This window comes from Sorangiineae bacterium MSr12523, assembly GCA_037157775.1.
Lineage (GTDB): Bacteria > Myxococcota_A > Polyangia > Polyangiales > Polyangiaceae > Pendulispora > Pendulispora brunnea.
In genome coordinates this window covers 1,000,772-1,018,663 of record CP089982.1, presented here as the reverse complement: position 1 = coordinate 1,018,663, position 17,892 = coordinate 1,000,772, and the positions used below count along the sequence as shown (strand labels likewise).

General features: G+C 64.8%; 13 protein-coding genes. 8 read left to right on the top strand and 5 right to left on the bottom strand.

Annotation, left to right across the window (positions count from 1 at the left end):
* Positions 1-4: 4 nt before the first annotated feature.
* From LZC95_04345 to LZC95_04335, 3 genes are read right to left on the bottom strand one after another with little or no spacing between them, the layout of a single operon-like run.
* The gene (locus tag LZC95_04345; GenBank protein WXA96069.1) at positions 5-1,147 is read right to left on the bottom strand and encodes a hypothetical protein; all 1,143 of its coding nucleotides are present in this window, start codon (positions 1,145-1,147) and stop codon (positions 5-7) included.
* Positions 1,148-1,205: 58 nt separating this feature from the next.
* Complete coding sequence (glmU, locus tag LZC95_04340) at positions 1,206-2,657, bottom strand: bifunctional UDP-N-acetylglucosamine diphosphorylase/glucosamine-1-phosphate N-acetyltransferase GlmU (GenBank protein WXA96068.1); 1,452 nt, start codon at positions 2,655-2,657, stop codon at positions 1,206-1,208.
* Positions 2,658-2,665: 8 nt separating this feature from the next.
* Positions 2,666-5,206 carry an ATP-binding protein gene (locus LZC95_04335; protein ID WXA96067.1) on the bottom strand — a complete coding sequence of 847 codons (2,541 nt, stop codon included), beginning with the start codon at positions 5,204-5,206 and terminating at the stop codon, positions 2,666-2,668.
* A gap of 656 nt (positions 5,207-5,862) precedes the next feature.
* On the opposite strand from LZC95_04335, the gene LZC95_04330 reads away from it, so the two are divergent.
* The 8 genes from LZC95_04330 to LZC95_04295 all read left to right on the top strand — a co-directional run bounded on the left by LZC95_04330 (position 5,863) and on the right by LZC95_04295 (position 13,720).
* Positions 5,863-6,297, top strand: coding sequence for a DUF2384 domain-containing protein (locus tag LZC95_04330; protein WXA96066.1), 435 nt, complete (start codon positions 5,863-5,865; stop codon positions 6,295-6,297).
* Positions 6,298-6,326: 29 nt separating this feature from the next.
* Positions 6,327-6,881, top strand: coding sequence for an RES family NAD+ phosphorylase (locus LZC95_04325; GenBank protein WXA96065.1), 555 nt, complete (start codon positions 6,327-6,329; stop codon positions 6,879-6,881).
* 126 nt (positions 6,882-7,007) lie between these two features.
* The gene (locus tag LZC95_04320; protein WXA96064.1) at positions 7,008-8,453 is read left to right on the top strand and encodes an OprO/OprP family phosphate-selective porin; all 1,446 of its coding nucleotides are present in this window, start codon (positions 7,008-7,010) and stop codon (positions 8,451-8,453) included.
* Positions 8,454-8,465: 12 nt separating this feature from the next.
* On the top strand, positions 8,466-9,509 hold the full coding sequence (locus LZC95_04315) for a sulfate ABC transporter substrate-binding protein (protein ID WXA96063.1): 1,044 nt from the start codon (positions 8,466-8,468) through the stop codon (positions 9,507-9,509).
* A gap of 3 nt (positions 9,510-9,512) precedes the next feature.
* Positions 9,513-10,352, top strand: a complete 840-nt coding sequence (gene cysT, locus LZC95_04310; GenBank protein ID WXA96062.1) for a sulfate ABC transporter permease subunit CysT — start codon at positions 9,513-9,515, stop codon at positions 10,350-10,352.
* Positions 10,349-11,122 (top strand): sulfate ABC transporter permease subunit CysW, encoded by a 774-nt coding sequence (gene cysW, locus LZC95_04305; protein WXA96061.1) that lies wholly within the window; start codon positions 10,349-10,351, stop codon positions 11,120-11,122. The genes cysT and cysW overlap by 4 nt, the downstream gene beginning before the upstream one ends.
* A complete protein-coding gene (locus LZC95_04300) occupies positions 11,113-12,171 on the top strand; it encodes a sulfate/molybdate ABC transporter ATP-binding protein (protein WXA96060.1) in 1,059 nt (352 codons plus the stop codon). The genes cysW and LZC95_04300 overlap by 10 nt, the downstream gene beginning before the upstream one ends.
* 106 nt (positions 12,172-12,277) lie before the next feature.
* Positions 12,278-13,720, top strand: a complete 1,443-nt coding sequence (locus tag LZC95_04295) for an outer membrane protein transport protein (protein WXA96059.1) — start codon at positions 12,278-12,280, stop codon at positions 13,718-13,720.
* Positions 13,721-13,881: 161 nt separating this feature from the next.
* On the opposite strand, the gene LZC95_04290 is transcribed toward LZC95_04295, so the two are convergent.
* Together LZC95_04290 and LZC95_04285 are read right to left on the bottom strand one after the other, a co-directional pair.
* Positions 13,882-15,723: a DEAD/DEAH box helicase gene (locus tag LZC95_04290; GenBank protein ID WXA96058.1), complete on the bottom strand. Its 1,842-nt coding sequence runs from the start codon at positions 15,721-15,723 to the stop codon at positions 13,882-13,884.
* A gap of 36 nt (positions 15,724-15,759) precedes the next feature.
* Positions 15,760-17,748, bottom strand: coding sequence for a transglycosylase SLT domain-containing protein (locus LZC95_04285; protein WXA96057.1), 1,989 nt, complete (start codon positions 17,746-17,748; stop codon positions 15,760-15,762).
* Between the last annotated feature and the right edge of the window lie 144 nt (positions 17,749-17,892).

Sequence of the window (17,892 nt, the reverse complement as noted above, 5' to 3'; positions counted from 1 at the left end):
ACTTCTACTTCGCCACCCGCATCAGCCCGCCGTCGGCGACGTTGCTGGTCCAGTAAACGAAGCCGTCAGTCCCAGCGCGCACCGACGCGGGAGACGCTTGGCCCGAAGCAAAGGCCGGAGGCCCGCCGTCCGGAAGCAAATCTCCGACATTGAACCTGTACACAGCGCCGTCGCCAGTTTTGTTCGTGTAGTAAACGAACTCGCCATCCACCGCGATGCTCGGCTCCACGAGCGATTGCCGCACGACCAACTCCGCGGGTCCGCCTGTCGCAGTCTTCGGGACGCGATAGATGCCGCCAAGATCGGAAGCCGTGTTCTGAACGGCAACGTAGTAAAAATCGTTGGTTCCGACGGCGACCGCACTCGGAGTCCCCACCACAACGGTCGCAATCACGGTCGGCGCACCGCCATCCCCGTTCAGCGGGGCCGTCACCACCGACTTGCTGCTGCCAATGACCCACACCAATCGCTGACCGTCCACGACGAGGGAGTTGTTCAGCGTAGTTCCCGTCCCGAAGGCAACGACCTCTCGTGTCCCACCGTCGAGGGGAAACTTCCGTACGTCGCCGGGGGCGTTGTTGATCCAGTAGACCGTGTCCCCAAGAATGAGCGTGGATTTCGGCCCATTCTCATCATTCTCGGTGGAGCGAGGCGTGCCGCCATCCTGGTAACGACACGAGATTCGACCTCCATTCGCCCAGCAAACCGACGTTCCATCCGTGGCGGCGCCGCGCGGACTGCTCGTGTCATCCACGACCTGAAGAAAGCCACCGTCGGCCGCAAAGGGCGCGTAGATGACACGTCCTGAGGGGCTCGTTCCAATGGTGATCGCGGCCCCAGCATCATCTAGTGCAACGTCAACCGGACTTGGCGCCGAAACGAACCGCTTCGGAACGCACTGCCCGGCGTTGCACTCGCTGCCGAGGCACGAATGGTTGCATCGCCCGCAATTTTCTTTATCCGTCTGCGTGTTCACCCCGGGGCAGTCGCTGCCCGGCCCCGCATCGACACCCGTGTCGATGCCCGAGTCGGAGCCGGGGTCCGGACCGTTGCCGTCGCCGCCCGATTTGAGATCGCACCCGTAGAAGAAGAGAAGCGAGGCGGCGTTCGCAGTCAGCAGGCCAAGAAAAAGGTGACGGTATCGCACGTCGGACTCATACCATTCCTTCAGGCAAATCGTACCCTCCGACTTGCGCCTGCATTGATCACGTTGACGAGGGATCTTTCTTCGGAGGCTTCAGCTTCGCACGAAGGCGTGGCGCGTAGCCTTCCTTGTTCTCTTGGCGAACGCGAGAAATTGCGAGGGCGTCTGCCGGTACGTCACGCGTGACGGTGGTGCCCGTGGCGACGTAGGCGCCTTTGCCGATGGTGACCGGAGCAACGATCTGCGAGTCGCTGCCGACGAAGACGCCCTCTTCGATCACGGTCGTGTGCTTTCGGTATCCATCGTAATTGCAAAAAATAGTTCCTGCGCCGATGTTGACGGCGGGTCCGATGACGCCGTCGCCGAGGTACGCGAGGTGGTTCGCCTTGGCGCCGCGTCCGAGGCGCGTCTTCTTCGTCTCGACGAAGTTGCCGATGTGCGCGTCCTCGCCGATGTCGCTGTCCGGTCGCACGTGGGAAAAGGGGCCAATCTGCGCGCGCGCGCCGACGCGCGAGTCGCTGAGAACGGAGTACGGCTTGAGCACGGCCCCCGCATCGACGACGACGTTGGTGAGCACGCAACCCACGTCGATCGTGGCGCCGGGCCCCACCACCGTCGCACCACGCAACACGACGCCCATCTCGATGGTGGCATCGTGGCCGACCTCGACGCCTTCGTCGATGCGCGCGCCCGCTCGAACGGTCACACCGGAGCGACGCAGGTCGCGCGCGATGCGCTCGTGAATCGCCATTTCTGCCTCGACGAGCTGCTGGCGATCGTTGACGCCGAGCAACACCGCATCGCGAGCGGACGCGGTTCGAACGACTTGTCCGCCTTCCCGTGCGAGGGACACCACGTCGGTCAAATAGAGCTCGCCCTGCGCGTTGTTCGGCTTCAAGAGCGCGAGCTTCGAATGCCAGAAGGACATTTTGGCGGCGAAGATGCCCGGGTTGATCTCGCGGACCGCGCGTTCGGCGTCGGTGCGCAGATCGCGGTGCTCGCGGATCTCGGTGATGTCGCCGCGCGCATCGCGCAGGATGCGGCCGTAGCCGTGCGCGTCCTCCACCGTGCACGTCGCCAAGGCCAGCTCGCACGACGCGTCGCCATGAAGAGCCTGCGCGATTTGCACCAGGTCCGATGCGGCCAGCAACGGAGCATCGCCGTAAAAGACGATGGCCGCATCGCAGTCATCCCGCGTGGCATCCACGGCATCGATGCCCACCTTGGCCGCGTCGCCCGTTCCGCGCTGGGAGGCTTGCACGGCGGTGCGTACGCGCGCCCCGAAGGTCTTCTCCAGGTAGGACGACACCAGCTCGCGCCCGTGGCCGACCACCACGATGACCTCGACACATCCAGCATCGAGTGCGGCGCGCACGGGGAAGTAAATCAGCGGGCGCCCAGCCAGGGTGTGCATCACCTTGGGGAGCTCGCTCTTCATGCGAGTTCCCTGGCCTGCGGCGAGAATCACGGCGGCGGTGCGTTCCAACGCCGGCTTAACTTTTGGCTCGGTCATTTCGAGCGTCAGTTTGCGTCGATTTCGTCTCCGGGTTGAAGCGAAAACTGGAAGGCGATGCCGCCCACCTCGGGCGAGAGCACGCGAAGCTCCGCACCGTTGCGCCGCAAAACCTGGCTGGCGATGGTCAGCCCCGTGTCGAGCTGGAGCGGCCCGCCGTCCCCCGCGAGCATCACCTGCGGATCCAGCAGGCGCTCCGTCTCGTCCGGCCGCAGCTGGACCGCGGCATCGGAAATCGTGATGCACGGTTGCCCGTCCTCATAGTGCAACCGCACCGCAATCGAGTCGGGCGCGGGCGAGCGCGACGCCCGCGTTTCCGCGCGATGCAGGAACGAGAACACGTTCTTCAGCGCAAAGCGCAAGTCCTCGCCCGAAACGGCGGTGACGAACGCGTGCCCCACCGGTGTCGATGCGATGGGCGCGCCCGCGCTCACCTCGGCCACGATGGACTGCACCACCTTCGCCACGTCCGTCCGCTCCCGCAGCGACGTGCGCGGCGGCTCGGCAAGCCGCTCGAGCCCCGCCACCAATTCGCTGACCCGCGCGATGGCGTGCGCCGCATCGGGCGACGAGGACGCCATCGGCGTAGCCCTCAAGCTCGCGAGCGGCTCGCGGATCTCACCGGCCACCGCACGCGCGAGGCGCCCCGCCAGCGAAAGCTTCTCCGCCTCCACCAGCTGATCGCGCGTCACGAGCAACTCGTCCATGCGCAGCGCCAGATCCTGATACGCCTGGTGCAACCGCCGTGCAGCGGAGACGCGGGCGCGCAATTCGGCAGGTGAAAACGGCTTCGTCAGATAATCGTCCGCGCCGCCCTCCTCGAGCCCCGAGGCCACCGCTTCTTTGCCGGCGCGCGCGGTGAGGAGAATCACCGGCACCTGCTTGAGCGTGGCATCGGCCTTCAGCGCCGCGACCAGCTCGAAGCCGTTCATCTCGGGCATCATCACGTCGGACACGATGACGTCGGGCAGGTAGCGTCGCGCAGCTTCCAGCGCCAGCTTGCCGTTTTCCACGGCCACCACGTCGTACTTCGAGTCGAGAAGCTCGTGCACGTACGCCCGCATGTCCGGATTGTCCTCGGCGAGAAGCAGCCGCGGCTTGCCGGTGTACGTCAGCGGCGGCTCCGGAATCGACGACACCGGTGGCTCGAACGCCCCGCCGCGCTTCTCGTCGTACGCGGGAACCTCCGCCGTCGCCTCCTCGATGTGCCCGCGCAGCACCGTCGCGCGGTCCGCATTTTTCGGCAGCTTCACCGAGAACGTCGCCCCTTTGCCCGGCTCGCTCTGCACAGCCACCGTGCCGCCCATCAACTCCGCGAACTCTTTCACGAGCGCGAGACCGATGCCCGTCCCCTCGTACTTGCGCGACGCCGAGCTATCGAGCTGCTGGAAGCGCTGGAAGAGGAGCGACGTCTTCTCCGGCGGGATCCCGATGCCCGTATCGCGCACGCGCAGCTCGATGCCCTCGTCGTTGCCCGTCAGCGACACGTGGATGCTCCCGCCCGCCGGCGTGAACTTCAGCGCGTTGCCAACCAGGTTGAGCACGATCTTCTCGAACATGCGCGCATCGAGCGGCACGGCCTCGGGCACGCTCTGGAGCGCCGGCGCCTGCAACTCCACACCGCGCTGCTTGGCCACGAGCTGCGCGTCCTCGACCACGTGCGAGACGACTTCCGCGGCGGCGACGGAGCGCCAATGCACGGTCATCTTCCCCGCCTCGATCTTCGAAAAATCGAGCAGATCATTGACCAGCCCATTCAAGCGCGCCGTGTTGCGGCGCATGCGCTCCAACCGGGTCAGCACCTCCGGCGTGAGCGGCCCCGCCTCACCGGCAAGCAGCGAATCGAGCGGTCCCAGAATGAGCGTGAGCGGCGTGCGCAGCTCGTGGCTCACGTTGGCGAAGAAGTCGCTCTTCGCGCGATTCGCCGCCTCGGCCGCATCCCGCGCCGCGCGCAGCTCCTCTTCGTTGCGCTTGCGATCGGTGATGTCCTCGCAGATGCCCAGCAAGTAACGCGGCTCGCCCGAGTCATCGAGCAGCGGAATCTTCTTCGTGTAGAGCCACCTGTTCTCGCCTGCCGGCGTGGTGAGCTGCTCGTCCACGATGACCAGCTTGCGCCCCTCGAGCACCTCGCGGTCGCGGGCCCGAAAGAAATCCGCGTTCTCGGGCGTGAGCTCGTAGTCGTTCTTGCCGATCATCTTCTCACGGTCACAGCCCATGAGCTTTTCGCCGGCCTTGTTGTAGAGGAGGAATCGCCCGTCGGCCGCGTCCTTCACGAAGAGCATGATGGGCACGTTGTCGACGATGGAATCGAAGAGGAAGTTCAGCTTCTTGTGCTCCGCGGCGAGCGGGTGCTTGCTGATGCTCTTCCGGCGCGCCATGTCGAGCAGCTGATTGAGCCGCGCTTGCAACTCGCGCGTCGCCTCGTCGTCGGCCTCCGGATGCAGGTGGCCGAGCGAAATCGTCGCGTCGTGGTCGCGGTCCAGAGCCTCTTCGAGCTGCTCGAGCAGCGTCTTCACAAGCTCCGGTGTTCGCTTTGCCGTATCCGTCATGTCCCTCCACCCTTACCCTCCCGCACCTTCGGCACGGGCGATCTCAACAGTTTACTTCCGCGTCCCTTCCTTCCGTGACCGCTCAGCCGAAGGTGGCGGCGGCCTCTCGGAAGGTGGCGCTACACTGTCGAGACCGCTTACAGGTCGCCTCAACAGTTGAATGGACCGCGCGCGCTGAGCGGCTTCAGTCTCCGAAAGGAAAGCCTTGAGCCTTGCTTCGAGACGAGGAATCGCGCGGCAATAATCATCGATCGTGGCCGTTTCGGGGTCTGCCCCTACGTCTCTCAGTGCGCGACGAAGGGTCCCCGGTCCCAGCAGAGGCGAGAGTCCGCAGAGGGCGAGAACTCTCCGAAAAAGCGTTTGCTCTTCGTTCACGATCTTTACGGCCTGCTCACTCATCAAAATGCGATTCGCTGCCCCCTCGCCTTCCCCAAGCAATTCGTCGACGGCGGACGCGTAAAGATGACATTAAGGATGACCTGACACAATCGACTGGGCCGTCTGAAACGTGTCAGCAGGCAATCTTCTTGCATGATGTCCAATGGTGACACCCCCGACTCGGGGAGCGCTTCACAATTGGAAGAAAAATCGAATAACAATCGACTTTTGAGTGCCAAATGGCGTGCTACGATGTGCCACAAGGCAGGGCTCCATCTATGGCCAGAGTAGAACCCCTGACCAAGCTCCTGGGCGGCAAACAGGTGCTCGGTCGAACCGTGACCTCGCGTCTCGAACTCGTTCCCCTGGTCCGCGAGGGGCTCCCCTACGAAGCATTGGAGAGCATCACCAAGAAGCTCGATCTGTCGGTGGACACGGCCACCAAGTCGTTGCAGCTCCCCAAACGCACGCTTTCACGTAGGAAAAAGTCCCAACGGCTGGATGCTCTGCAATCGGAACGCGTCTTACGTCTCGCCCACGTGGCCACGCGGGCCACGGAGGTGTTGGGAAGCGAAGCGCGCGCACGCAGCTGGCTCCTCACGGAGAATCGCGCACTCGGTGGAGACAGGCCCCTCGATTTGTTGGATACGGACATCGGCACCCAAGCCGTCGAAGACGTCCTCGTTCGCCTCGAATATGGGGTGTTTAGCTAGGGGTTAACCCCTACACCCTAACCCCTTCCATGCTCGTGATCTGGCGCATCTGCCGCCGCAAATATGCCGCGACGGCTTTTGGTGGAGAAGGCGCGCGGATTGCTGGCGGACGCTGGAACCGCAAGGGAACGCGCATCGCGTACTGCGGTGGAAGCCTCGCGCTGGCGGCGCTGGAAATGCTGGTGCACGTCGACGTCAATCAGTTGCCCGTCGACCTCGTGTGCCTTCGTGCGGTCGTCCCGGACGACGTTGGCATCGAACCGGTGGACGTCGCGAAGTTGCCGCGCCATTGGCGCGCGACCCCTGCACCCGACGTGCTCCAGGACGTCGGCACCGATTGGGTGGCGCGCGGCTCGAGTGCGGTGCTCGCCGTTCCTTCGGCCATCATTCCGGCGGAGATGAATTACCTGGTGAACCCGGCGCACCCCGATTTCGGCCGCATCGCGGTCGGGCTACCGGAGCCGTTCGCGTTCGATCCTCGATTGCGTCAACCCCCCGCCTCACCGTCGACACCGCCGCGGGTCATCAAGATGCGTACTCCGAAACGGCCCCGAAACACGCAAAAGCCGAAAAAGCGGCAGTAGCGACAGTAGAGAAATTCGCTATACTAGACACGGTTCCGCCTTGACGAACGAAGGGGGCCGCTGCAATGTCCGCTCATCATGGGCTCTTGTATCGCGACATCGCGTCGCGGTGTTTTCGCGGGAATCATGCTCTTTGTGGCTACCGGTGCGTCCTTCGCAGAGGCGCAAGAGCCCGCTCCCTCCTCTGCTACACCGTCACCAACCTCCGCTCCAGCGCCGGTCGGTCCGAACTTCGAGGAACGGCTCGACGAAATCGATCAGCGCTCGCGGATCGCGCTGCGCAAGCTGGAGATGGCCGAGGAAGCTGCCGCCGCGCAAGCCGCGAAAGAAAAGGAGCGCGCAGCGAAGGACAAGGAGCGCGCGAACGTCAAGATTGGCCCGAGCGGGCTGTCCATCTCGTCGGCCGATGGGGCTTACTCCGTCGCGTTGCGCGCCATCTTGCAGGTGGACGGGCGGATCTTCGTCAACGACGAACACAAATTGACGGACGCGTTCATCATCCGCCGCGCGCGGCCCATCTTCGACGCCACGATGGGAAAGAACTTCACGGTCCGCATCATGCCGGACTTCGGCGGCGGGCAGACCGTTTTGCAGGACGCATACATCGACGCGCGCGCAGCGAACGAGTTCGGCGTCACCGTGGGCAAGTTCAAGCCGACCATCGGGCTCGAACGCATGCAGAACGAGCAGGCCACGTACTTCGTCGAACGTGGCTACCCTTCTTCGATCATCCCGTCGCGCGACGTGGGCATCGCCATCCACGGCGATCTCTTCGAGGGCAAGCTCGGTTACTCGGTCGGCATGTACAACGGCACCCTCGACGGCGGTGCGGGTGGCGACATCGAGTTCGACGACTCCAAGGAATTCAGTGCGCACGTTTACGTGCGCCCCTTCGCCACCCAGGCGAGGTTCACGCGGCCGAAGTTCGTCTCGGGCCTTTTCATCGGCGTGGGCGCTACGCGCGGGGAGAAGACAGGCACCCCAGCCAACACGTACCTCCCCGTCTACCGCACCTCCGGGCAGAACACGTTCTTCCAGTACATTGCGGACACCTCGGCCGGGGCACCCGCCGGCGCTACGACGGTGGCGGCGGGCGTGGAGAACCGGCTCACGGGACATATCTACGCCCCGATCGGGCCCGTCGCCTTTCTGGGCGAGTACGTCATCGAGCAAGAGCGCGTGGCACGCGGCACGGTCTCGAAGCTCATCACCTTGCAGGCGTGGAACGTCACCGCGGCCGTGGCCCTCACGGGCGAGGACGCGCGCTTCGAGGGCATCGTCCCGAAGAATCCTTTCGACCTGACCAAGGGCCACGTCGGCGCCATCGAGCTCGCCGCGCGCTACAGCGGCATGATCATCGATCGCGACGCCTTCGGCGATTTCGCGAACGACCAGCGCTCGGCCCGATACGCCGCGGAGTTCGGCGCAGGCCTCAATTGGTACGCCACGCGCAATTACAGCGTGAAGGGCGACTACATCATCACGGAGTTTCGCTCCGGAGGGGCCACGGCGGCGGGCGGGCGTCGTGACCTCGAGCAAGTCTTCCTGCTGCGGAACCAGATCGCATTTTGAAGGGATGACGTCATGAAGAACCATCGATTCAATTGGCTCACCTGGACGGTGCTCGGGGTCGTCGCCCTCGCGGCAGGCGTGCTGGCGATCGTGTTCCGATCGGACAATGCCCTCGCCGGCGACGGTTCGCTGCTCAACGTCTCGTACGATCCGACGCGCGAGCTGTACCAAGATTACAACTCCGCCTTCTCGAAGTACTGGAAGGGCAAGTCGGGGCAGAACATCTCCGTGCGGCAGTCGCACGGCGGCTCGGGCAAGCAGGCGCGCTCGGTGATTGACGGCCTCGAGGCGGACGTGGTGACGCTCGCGCTCGCATACGACATTCAGGAGATCGCCGAGCGCACCAAGCTGCTGCCGGACAACTGGCAGTCACGCCTGCCGAACAACAGCGCACCGTACACGTCGACCATCGTGTTCCTCGTGCGCAAGGGCAACCCGCGCAACATCAAAGATTGGCCCGACTTGATCAAGCCGGGCACCGTGGTGGTGACGCCCAGCCCGAAGACGTCGGGCGGCGCGCGCTGGAATTACCTGGCCGCGTGGGGATGGGCCCTCAAGCAAAACGGCGGCAACGAAGCCGCGGCCCGGGACTACGTGACGAAGTTGTACAAGAACGTCCCCGTTCTCGATTCGGGTGCGCGCGGCGCGACCATTACCTTCGTGAAGCATGGCATCGGCCACGTGCTCATCGCCTGGGAGAACGAAGCGCTCTTGGCCATCAACGAAATGGGCAAGGACAACTTCGAGATCGTCACGCCGCCGGTGACCATCCTCGCGGAGCCGCCCGTCGCCATCCTGGACAAGAACGTCGACAAGCACGGCACGCGGGCCGCCGCCGAAGAGTACGTGCGCTACCTCTACAGCGAAGAGGGCCAGGACATCGCGGCCAAGCACTACTACCGCCCGCGCAGCACGGCCGTCTTCGCCAAGTACGCGTCGCGCTTCCCGACGGTGCAGACCTTCACCATCGACGACGTGTTCGGCGGCTGGAACAAGGCGCAGAAGACGCACTTCGCCGACGGCGCCATCTTCGATCAGATCTACCAGCCCAAGTAATCGATGTCGGCCACTGCCGCGCAAGTCCAGCGCAGAACATTGCCCGGGTTTCGCCTCACCATGGGCTTTACCCTGCTTTACCTCGCGCTGATCGTTCTCGTCCCGCTATCGGGGTTGTTCGGAAAAACGAAGGCCCTCGGGCTCGGCGAGATCGTAACCGCGCTCACGCAGCCGCGCGTGCTCGCCGCATTCCGATTGAGCCTCGGTGCGGCCGTCGTGGCGGCGATCATCGATTCGGCGGCGGGGCTGCTCATCGCGTGGGTCCTCGTCCGCTACACCTTCTTCGGCAAGCGCATCATCGAGGCGCTCATCGACATTCCCCTGGCGCTGCCCACGGCGGTGGCGGGCATCGCCCTCACCACGGCGTACTCCGAGAACGGTGTCATCGGGCGTCACTTCGCGGCGCATGGCATCCAGGTCGCGTTCACGCAACTCGGGGTCACCGTCGCGTTGGTGTTCGTGGGCCTGCCCTTCGCCGTGCGCGCCGTGCAGCCGGTGCTGGCCGACATCGAGATCGAGCTGGAGGAGGCCGCGCATTCGCTCGGGGCCACCCGCGGGCAGATTTTCCGCCGCGTCACCTTCCCGCTGGTGCTGCCAGCCATCGTTTCCGGCGGCGCCCAAGCTTTCGCGCGGGCGGTGGGTGAGTACGGCTCGGTGGTCTTCATCTCCGGCAACATGCCGATGAAGACGGAGATCGTGCCCCTCCTCATCGTGACCAAGCTCGAACAGTACGACTACGCGGGCGCGACGGCGCTAGCCGCGACGATGCTGCTTCTTTCTCTGGGCATGTTGATCCTGCTCCACCGCCTGCAGGGCGCGATTCAAGTGGGCGGGCATCCATGATCCGCATCGTACTCATTGCCATGGCTGTATCCCTCGTCGGCGTGCTGCTGGGCGTGCCGCTGTACGTGGTGTTCCACGAGGCCTTCAGCAGCGGATGGACCGGCTACGTGCAAGCGCTGGGCGATTCCGACACCATCACCGCGGCGCTTTTGAGTCTGACCGTGGTGGCGCTGGTGGTGCCGCTCAACACGGTATTCGGTGTGGCGGCGGCGTACGTGACGAGCCGGTTCGAATTTCGCGGGAAGCGGTTTCTCGCGGCGCTCATCGATCTGCCTCTCACGGTCTCGCCCGTCGTGGCGGGGCTCGTGTTCGTCCTGCTCTTCGGAAGCCACGGCTTCTTCGGCCCCTTCCTGGAGAAGCACGACCTCAAAGTGATCTTCGCCCTGCCGGGCATCGTCGTGGCGACCGCGTTCGTCACCTTCCCGCTGGTGGCGCGTGAGATTGCCCCGGTCATGGAGGCCCAAACCGCGGATCAAGAAGAGGCCGCGATGCTGCTGGGCGCCTCGGGCTGGACCACGTTCTGGCGTGTCACCTTGCCGCGCGTGCGCGGGGCGCTCGCGTATGGCGTCGTGCTCTGCACCGCGCGCGCTCTCGGCGAATTCGGCGCGGTATCCGTCGTATCGGGGCACGTCCGCGGGGCGACGAACACGCTGCCGCTGCACGTGGAGGTCCTCTACAACGACTATGCGTTCGTGGCCGCCTTTGCCGTTTCGTCTCTGTTGGTCGGCGTATCGTTTCTCAACCTCGTCGCGAGGGGAATATGGAAGTAAGCCTCTCCTCCATTCGTAAATCGTTCGGCAAGCATGAAGTCCTTCGCGGCATCGATCTGAAGGTCGAGGAAGGCGAGATCGTGGCCCTGCTCGGCCCCTCGGGCTGCGGCAAGACCACCTTGCTGCGCATCGTGGCCGGGCTGGAAACGCCCGACACGGGCGAGGTGCTCGTCGGCAACGAGTCGCCCTCGTCGAAGCCGGTCGTGGGCTTCGTGTTCCAGCACTACGCGCTCTTCCCGCACATGACGGTGTTCGAGAACGTGGCCTTCGGGCTGCGCGTGAGAAAGCGCGCCCAGCGCCTGCCGGAGCCCAAGCTGCGCAAACGCGTGGAGGAGCTGCTCGCGCTCATCCGCCTCGAGCACCTCGCCGAGTCACGGCCCACGCAGCTCTCCGGCGGGCAACGTCAGCGCGTGGCGCTGGCGCGAGCGCTCGCGGTGGATCCGGCGGTGCTGCTGCTCGACGAGCCGTTCGGCGCGCTCGATGCCTCGGTGCGCAAGGAGCTGCGCCGATGGCTCAAGAAGCTCCACGAAGAGCTGCGCGTCACGAGCATCCTGGTCACCCACGATCAAGAGGAGGCCAGCGAGATTGCCGACCGCCTCGCCGTGATCAACCACGGTGTGCTCGAACAAGTGGGCACACCGCACGAAGTGTATTCGCGCCCCGCGAGCCCCTTCGTGAGCACGTTCCTCGGCGACGCGAACGTGGTGCAGGCCGAGGTTCACGGGGGCAGCGTGCGCGCGGCGGATCTGAGGCTGACGTTGAACGGGCACGCAGGGCATGCCGTCGATGGAAAGAAGGCCACGGTGGTCATTCGCCCGCACGATCTCGAGCTCCTTTCCACGGCCGAATCGGCGGGATACCGCGGCGATGTGGAGGATGGGCTTCTCGCCACCGTGCGACGTGTGCGGAACACGGGACCCTTGGTGCGGGTCGATCTCCTTACCAAGGGAGGCCTGTCGCTCGAAGCTCAACTGATCGAGAATGCACCGCTCGAGGTGGACGCGGAAGTGTCGATTCGGGTGCGTTCGCACCGGCTTTTTCTGGAATGACCTATTTGTAAGACCGCAAAAGACAAGGCATTACGCTCTGCGTCATTTCATTTTTGCCTGCACATCGCTGAGACAGCCAGCGTTGACTTGATGTTAACCTGGGTCGATGAAACGCCGTCTTGGAGTAATAAGGGCGCTTGCGCTTGCCGCAGGGTTCATCGTTCTCGACGCAGCGTTCGCGCACTCCACGGCGCAGGCGGGCGGCCTTAACTTCTCGGATCGCGGCGTAAAACCGCTGTCGCGCGGAGGGGCGTGGGTGGCCGGTGCCGATGACGTCGGCGCGGTCTGGTACAACCCCGCAGGCCTGGCCGATGCGGGCACGAGCCTCATGGCCGACTTCGCGTGGCTCAATCACACGGCCTCGTTCACGCGCAAGACGCAGGTGATCGACGGCGCCGGCACCGTGCGCGTGTACGAGTTTCCGACGGTCACCGGAAAATCTCCCGTTCTGCCCATTCCCACGTTGGGCGGTTCGTACAACTGGGGCAAGAAGAAGCAATTCACCGTCGCCGGGGCGCTCTACGCGCCGTACACGGCCATTACCAGCTTTCCCACGCAGGTCGATGGGCAACCTGCGCCGCAGCGCTACTCGCTGATTTCGCTCGACGGTTCGGCCCTGGTGAACATCGGCGCGTGGTTCGCGTGGAAGCCCATCGAGCAAATTCGATTGGGTATCGGCCTGGGCGCCTTGGTGGGAACCTTCACCTCGACGGTGTTCTTCAACGCCAACCCTGCGGATCGCCTCATCGGTGCACCGGAGGACCCCAATTACGATTCCGAGGGCAAGCTCACCGCGCACATTCTCACGCCCGTGGCCAATTTGGGCGCGACGTTCGTTCCGGTGAAGTACGTTCGTATTGGCCTTTCGTACAATTTGCCTATTTGGATCAACGCACCGGGCGATATGCAAGTACGCCTGCCGACGGCGGTGTTGTTCGACAAGGCCACCGTCTCCGGGGAAGACGTTCGCGTGAAGTTCAAGCTGCCCGGTATCTTCCGCGCGGGCATCGAAGTGCGGCCCATCGAGGCCATTCGCGCCGAGGTTTCCTATGTGCGCGAGTTCTGGGGCATCCACGACGAAATCGAGGTTCGTCCGGAGAACATCGGTCTGAACAACGTCACCGGCTTTCCGTCACCGTATTACGTACCGACGATTACGCTGCCGCGGCATTTCCAAGATAGCAATTCGATCCGCGTGGGTGCGCAAGGCACGATAAAGGTCAACAACTCGTACAAAATCGACCTTCGGGCCGGCTTCAACTACGACCAAAGTGCCATTCCCACGCCGTATTTGTCCCCGCTCACCATCGATATGGACAAGTACACCGTGAGCTTCGGCGGCTCGCTCCACGTCGGCGATCATTGGCGTCTCGACGCCGTCTACGCCCGCATCTTTGCCCCGGACCAAGAGGTATCCCCCGCCGAAGCCGCCGTCCCCAAGGTAAATCCGGTGCGCGGCAACCCCACCGCCACCGAGTCGATCAACGGCGGAAGCTACACCGCAAGCGCCAACGTCTTCGGCGTCGGCGTGAATTACAGGTTCAAGTAGTTCACCCGTCACCAACAGAAGAAGGAAACCGCCAGGACGCCAGAGTCGCCAGGATCGCCAACGGGACCTGCAATAAACCCAAAATGAGGGTTTATTGTTGGTTCACCTGGCGATCCTGGCGCCTCTCTTCTGGCGTCCTGGCGATTTCCTCTTCTGCGCCGTCAGCGAGCAACCTGGCGTTTCGAGGGGCGCTCGGCCCGTGGTTTCGGCTCGGGGTGGGGCTTTCGCTTCACGCCGCCGGCGTGCGGCTTGGGGGCGGCGTGATGCTTCGCGGGGGCGTGCGGCTTCGCGGTCGCGTGGTGCTTCGGGGCCGGCCTGGAGCGTTCCGGGGCGCCGTCGGCGCGGTGGATGGAAACGCGGGGATCGCGGGGATCGGGGACGCGGGCGGCTTCTTCGAAGGATGCGGCGGCGGCCTTGGCGATGTTGACGAAGGAGTGCGTCTTCGCGATTTCGATCGCGCCGACGTCGCCGCCTTGCACACCGCCGCGGCGGCACATCATGGCGAACAAGCGGCGCGGGTTGGCTCCGTGGAGGCCGCCCCACGTGACGCGGAACGTAACCCAGTCGGCGGGGTGATCTTTGCGCGTGGTGCGCGCCCGCGGCGGGCCATCGCTCGCACGCGAGGGTGCGGACGACTTTTTCCGCTCGGCAGGCGGCGCGTGCGGCGTGACCTCGCGCGGCTCGCAGGGCCCCGTGATGCCGACGCGGGAGAGAAGACGCGTGAGGGCCTGGGCAGCCTGCCCGCTCTCCACGATGCGCTCCGCGAGCGCGGCGCTACGCCAATCGGCATCGGCCGAACCCGTATCCTCCGACGTGAGCTCCTCGAAAAGCCGCTCTTGCCGCTGCTGGCGAATCGAGTCGGCGGTGGGGATCGCCTCGATGCGGAAGGTCACCCCTGCCCGACGCAACAGCGCGGAAGTCTTGGCGAAACCGGCGGGCGGCGTCAGCACCGAGCTGATGCCCTTGCGGCCCGCACGGCCGGTTCGACCGCTGCGGTGCGTGTACGTGTCGACGTCGTTCGGGGGCTCCACGTGGATGACGTGCGTGATGTCCTGCACGTCGATGCCGCGGGCCGCCACGTCGGTCGCCACCAAGGCGTGCAGCCGGCCTCGTTTGAAGTCCTCCAGCGCGCGATTTCGCTCCGGCTGCTCCATCTCACCGGACAACGAACGCACGTGAAATCCCGCGGATTTCAGCTCATTCGTCAGCTCCGTCACCTCGGAGCGCATGCGCGCGAACACCAGCGTCTTCGAATCCGGATCCGAGAGCAGCAAGTTGATCACCGCCGCCGTGCGCTCCGACAGCGAGACCAAGTGCACCATGTGATCGATGTCGGCGTTGGCCGTCCCGAGCGGCGTTCCCTCCACGTTCACCGGATCGGATTGCACCTTGTCGGCGAGCACCCGCACGTCCCGCGGGAACGTCGCCGACACCAAATGCGTCGTGTGCGGCGTCGGCGCGAACGAGAGAATCCCTTCCAGCTCCTCGCGGAACCCCAGGTCGAGCATGCGGTCCGCCTCGTCGAGAACCACCGTCCCGATGGCCGATGCATCGATGCTTCCGCGGCGCAGATGGTCGAGCAACCGCCCTGGCGTGCCCACGATGACCGCAGGCCCCTGCGCAAAGGCACGCCGCTCATCGCGGTAGCCACCACCACCCGTGACCGAAGCGACCTTCACCGACTGGGGCGCGTACAGCCACGACAGCTCCTCGTCGACCTGTTTGGCGAGCTCGCGCGTGGGCGTGATCACCAACGCCAGCGGCGATGCGACCCCGTTTTTCGGGCTAACCGCGTCTTTGCCGGCCTCGAGGCTTTCACGAAGCGTGAAGCCGATGGCCACCGTCTTTCCCGAGCCCGTCTGCGAACTGATTCGCAAATCACGGCCCCGTAAGGAGGGGTCGAGCACGGCATGTTGCACGGGGGTGAGCGTCGTAAAGCCCCTTTGCTCGATGGCGCTGGCCAATGCGGGGCCGAGCAACTCGGCGAAGTCGGGCGATTTCATGAGGGCGCGCTCCTTAGCACGGGCGCGCGCCAGGCGCTAAGGCAACGAACCCGGAGCAGGCGGCGTCGGCAGCGGTCCAAGGGGTTCCGGTGCGAACGGATCGTCGGCCTGCGCGCCCGGATCCGCCTTCTTCGAGTTGGCCGGCAGGTAAACGACCACCACGTCGCCTTCCTTGAGCACCTCGTTGCGGTTCTTCCGATTGATGCGCTCCATCGACGCCGGGGTCACGCCGTAGCGCTTGCCGACAATCTCGATGGTTTCCCCGAGCTTGGCCGGCACGGTGATCCGCCGCCGCCCCTTTTGGCCTTCCCAGTACGTGAAAAAGTCCTCGGTCCCCACCGCGATGGTGCGCACCTGGTTCTCCGACAGCGAGAGCACTTTGCTCAGATCGGTATCGGGCGGCACGAACAACTGCAACGTCATCCCCTCCTGCAGCCGCCCCGCCGGATCGATCTCGTTCCACCGGCGGATCTCGTCCACCGTGACATGAAACGTCGTCGCCACGTCCCTCAGCGTGTCGCCCGTCACCACGCGGTAAAACACGCGCTTTCGATCCGGGTAGACGAACACGTCCGATGGCACGATCGCCACCGGCTTGTCGCTCGTCGTGGGAGCGGCCACCGTTCCACCTTTCGCGGCCGGCACGAGAAGCACCGTCCCGCCGCGCACGACCTCGCCCGGCCCGATGCCATTGAGCTCCGCCACCTTCGACGACGCCACCCCACGCGCGTTGGCAATCTGCTCGACCGTCTCCCCGAAGCGCACCACGTAGCGCTCCGACGCCACGTAGTTCTTCTTGATCTTGCTCATGTTCTGCGTGAGCAATGCACCCTTGCCGACGGGCACCTTCACCGGATAGCCGACCGCGGCCTCACCCTCCGAAGAAGGCGCGCCCTTCGCCTTTTGCTCGGCCTTGTCGTTCGGATCGATCGGCGGCGTGCGCTGTGCGCGAAGCTCCAGATTGAGGTCCACGATCTCCTTCGTGGAGAGCCCAATCGCCGAGGCCACCTGCGAAAGCGCCGTGCCCGGCGGAACCACGACCTCGTCGTATTCCACCGGCGGCTCCATCTTGTCTTCGGAGAGGCCGAACGCCGAGAGGTTCTTTCCCACGATGGCCGCCGCCATGATCTTCGGCACGTAGAGCGTCGTCTCCCAGGGAAGCGCGCCCTCCAGACGCGCCAGCGTCCAGAAGTCGTTCGTGTTGAACTTTCGCACGACCCCCAGCATCCCCGCGTACCCCATGTTGTACGACGCGATGGCGAGCTCCCAGCTTCCGAAGCGGCGTTGCAGATCCGCGAGGAACTCCGTGGCCGCCTCCGTCGCAAGCTGCGGGTTCAACCGATGATCGACCCAGCGGTCTTGCAGAAGCCCATACTGCTTGCCCGTCTCGGGCATGAACTGCCATAGCCCCAACGCCCCGACGGGCGAACGGGCCGCCGGGTCGAAACCGCTCTCCACCATCGCGATCCAAAAAAGATCCTCCGGCACCGATTTTCGCCGCAGGATCGTGCTCACCATCGTGCGATAGCGCCCCGAGCGACGGTGCCAGATCGCCAGCATCGACCGGCCGCGCGGATCATCCTTGAAGAACTCCAGGTAACGCACCAAGCGCGGGTCCCAGCGGATGGGGAAATCCGGCAGCTTCAGGTCGGCCATCCATCCCAAGTTTCTCCCACCTTCTGCGGCAGGAGGCGCACTCGCCACCGGCGCCGGCGGAAGCCCCGACGCATGCACGTGCGGCCGATCCGGCGAGGAGCTCAGAGGCGACGGCAACTCCGTCGGCCAGGTCTGTCCGGGGACCGGCGATGCAGGCGGAAACAGCTCTCGTTCCGCTTCGTGCAAGCTGCGCAGCTCCGCGCTCTCGTAGCCCGCGGCTACATCGTCGTTGGTAGAACCACCAGCAACTTGTCGCCTCGCATTCGCATCGGGATTGCGAGTGGAAGATTTGACCCGAGACGACCCCGCGCTGCCCTTCCCTGGTGCCTTGGCAGCATTCCCCGGCTTCTTCTGGGGGGTCTTGGTCACCGCGGGGGGGGCTGCCGAAACTGTCGAAGCTAACGTGGGCACGAACGTGGGCCCGAGTGCGCTGACAAAAACGACGAGCGGATGGAAAAAAAATCTTCCGCGTCGGAGCATGGTTCGAGGCATCGCATCTTGGTGAGACGTCGT

Coding starts and splice junctions, on each gene's coding strand:
- LZC95_04300 (WXA96060.1), top strand. CDS start 11,113: ATGGAAGTAAGCCTCTCCTCCATTCGTAAATCGTTCGGCAAGCATGAA.
- glmU (WXA96068.1), bottom strand. CDS start 2,657: ATGACCGAGCCAAAAGTTAAGCCGGCGTTGGAACGCACCGCCGCCGTG.
- LZC95_04335 (WXA96067.1), bottom strand. CDS start 5,206: ATGACGGATACGGCAAAGCGAACACCGGAGCTTGTGAAGACGCTGCTC.
- LZC95_04295 (WXA96059.1), top strand. CDS start 12,278: ATGAAACGCCGTCTTGGAGTAATAAGGGCGCTTGCGCTTGCCGCAGGG.
- LZC95_04320 (WXA96064.1), top strand. CDS start 7,008: ATGCTCTTTGTGGCTACCGGTGCGTCCTTCGCAGAGGCGCAAGAGCCC.
- LZC95_04330 (WXA96066.1), top strand. CDS start 5,863: ATGGCCAGAGTAGAACCCCTGACCAAGCTCCTGGGCGGCAAACAGGTG.
- cysT (WXA96062.1), top strand. CDS start 9,513: ATGTCGGCCACTGCCGCGCAAGTCCAGCGCAGAACATTGCCCGGGTTT.
- cysW (WXA96061.1), top strand. CDS start 10,349: ATGATCCGCATCGTACTCATTGCCATGGCTGTATCCCTCGTCGGCGTG.
- LZC95_04325 (WXA96065.1), top strand. CDS start 6,327: ATGCTCGTGATCTGGCGCATCTGCCGCCGCAAATATGCCGCGACGGCT.
- LZC95_04315 (WXA96063.1), top strand. CDS start 8,466: ATGAAGAACCATCGATTCAATTGGCTCACCTGGACGGTGCTCGGGGTC.
- LZC95_04290 (WXA96058.1), bottom strand. CDS start 15,723: ATGAAATCGCCCGACTTCGCCGAGTTGCTCGGCCCCGCATTGGCCAGC.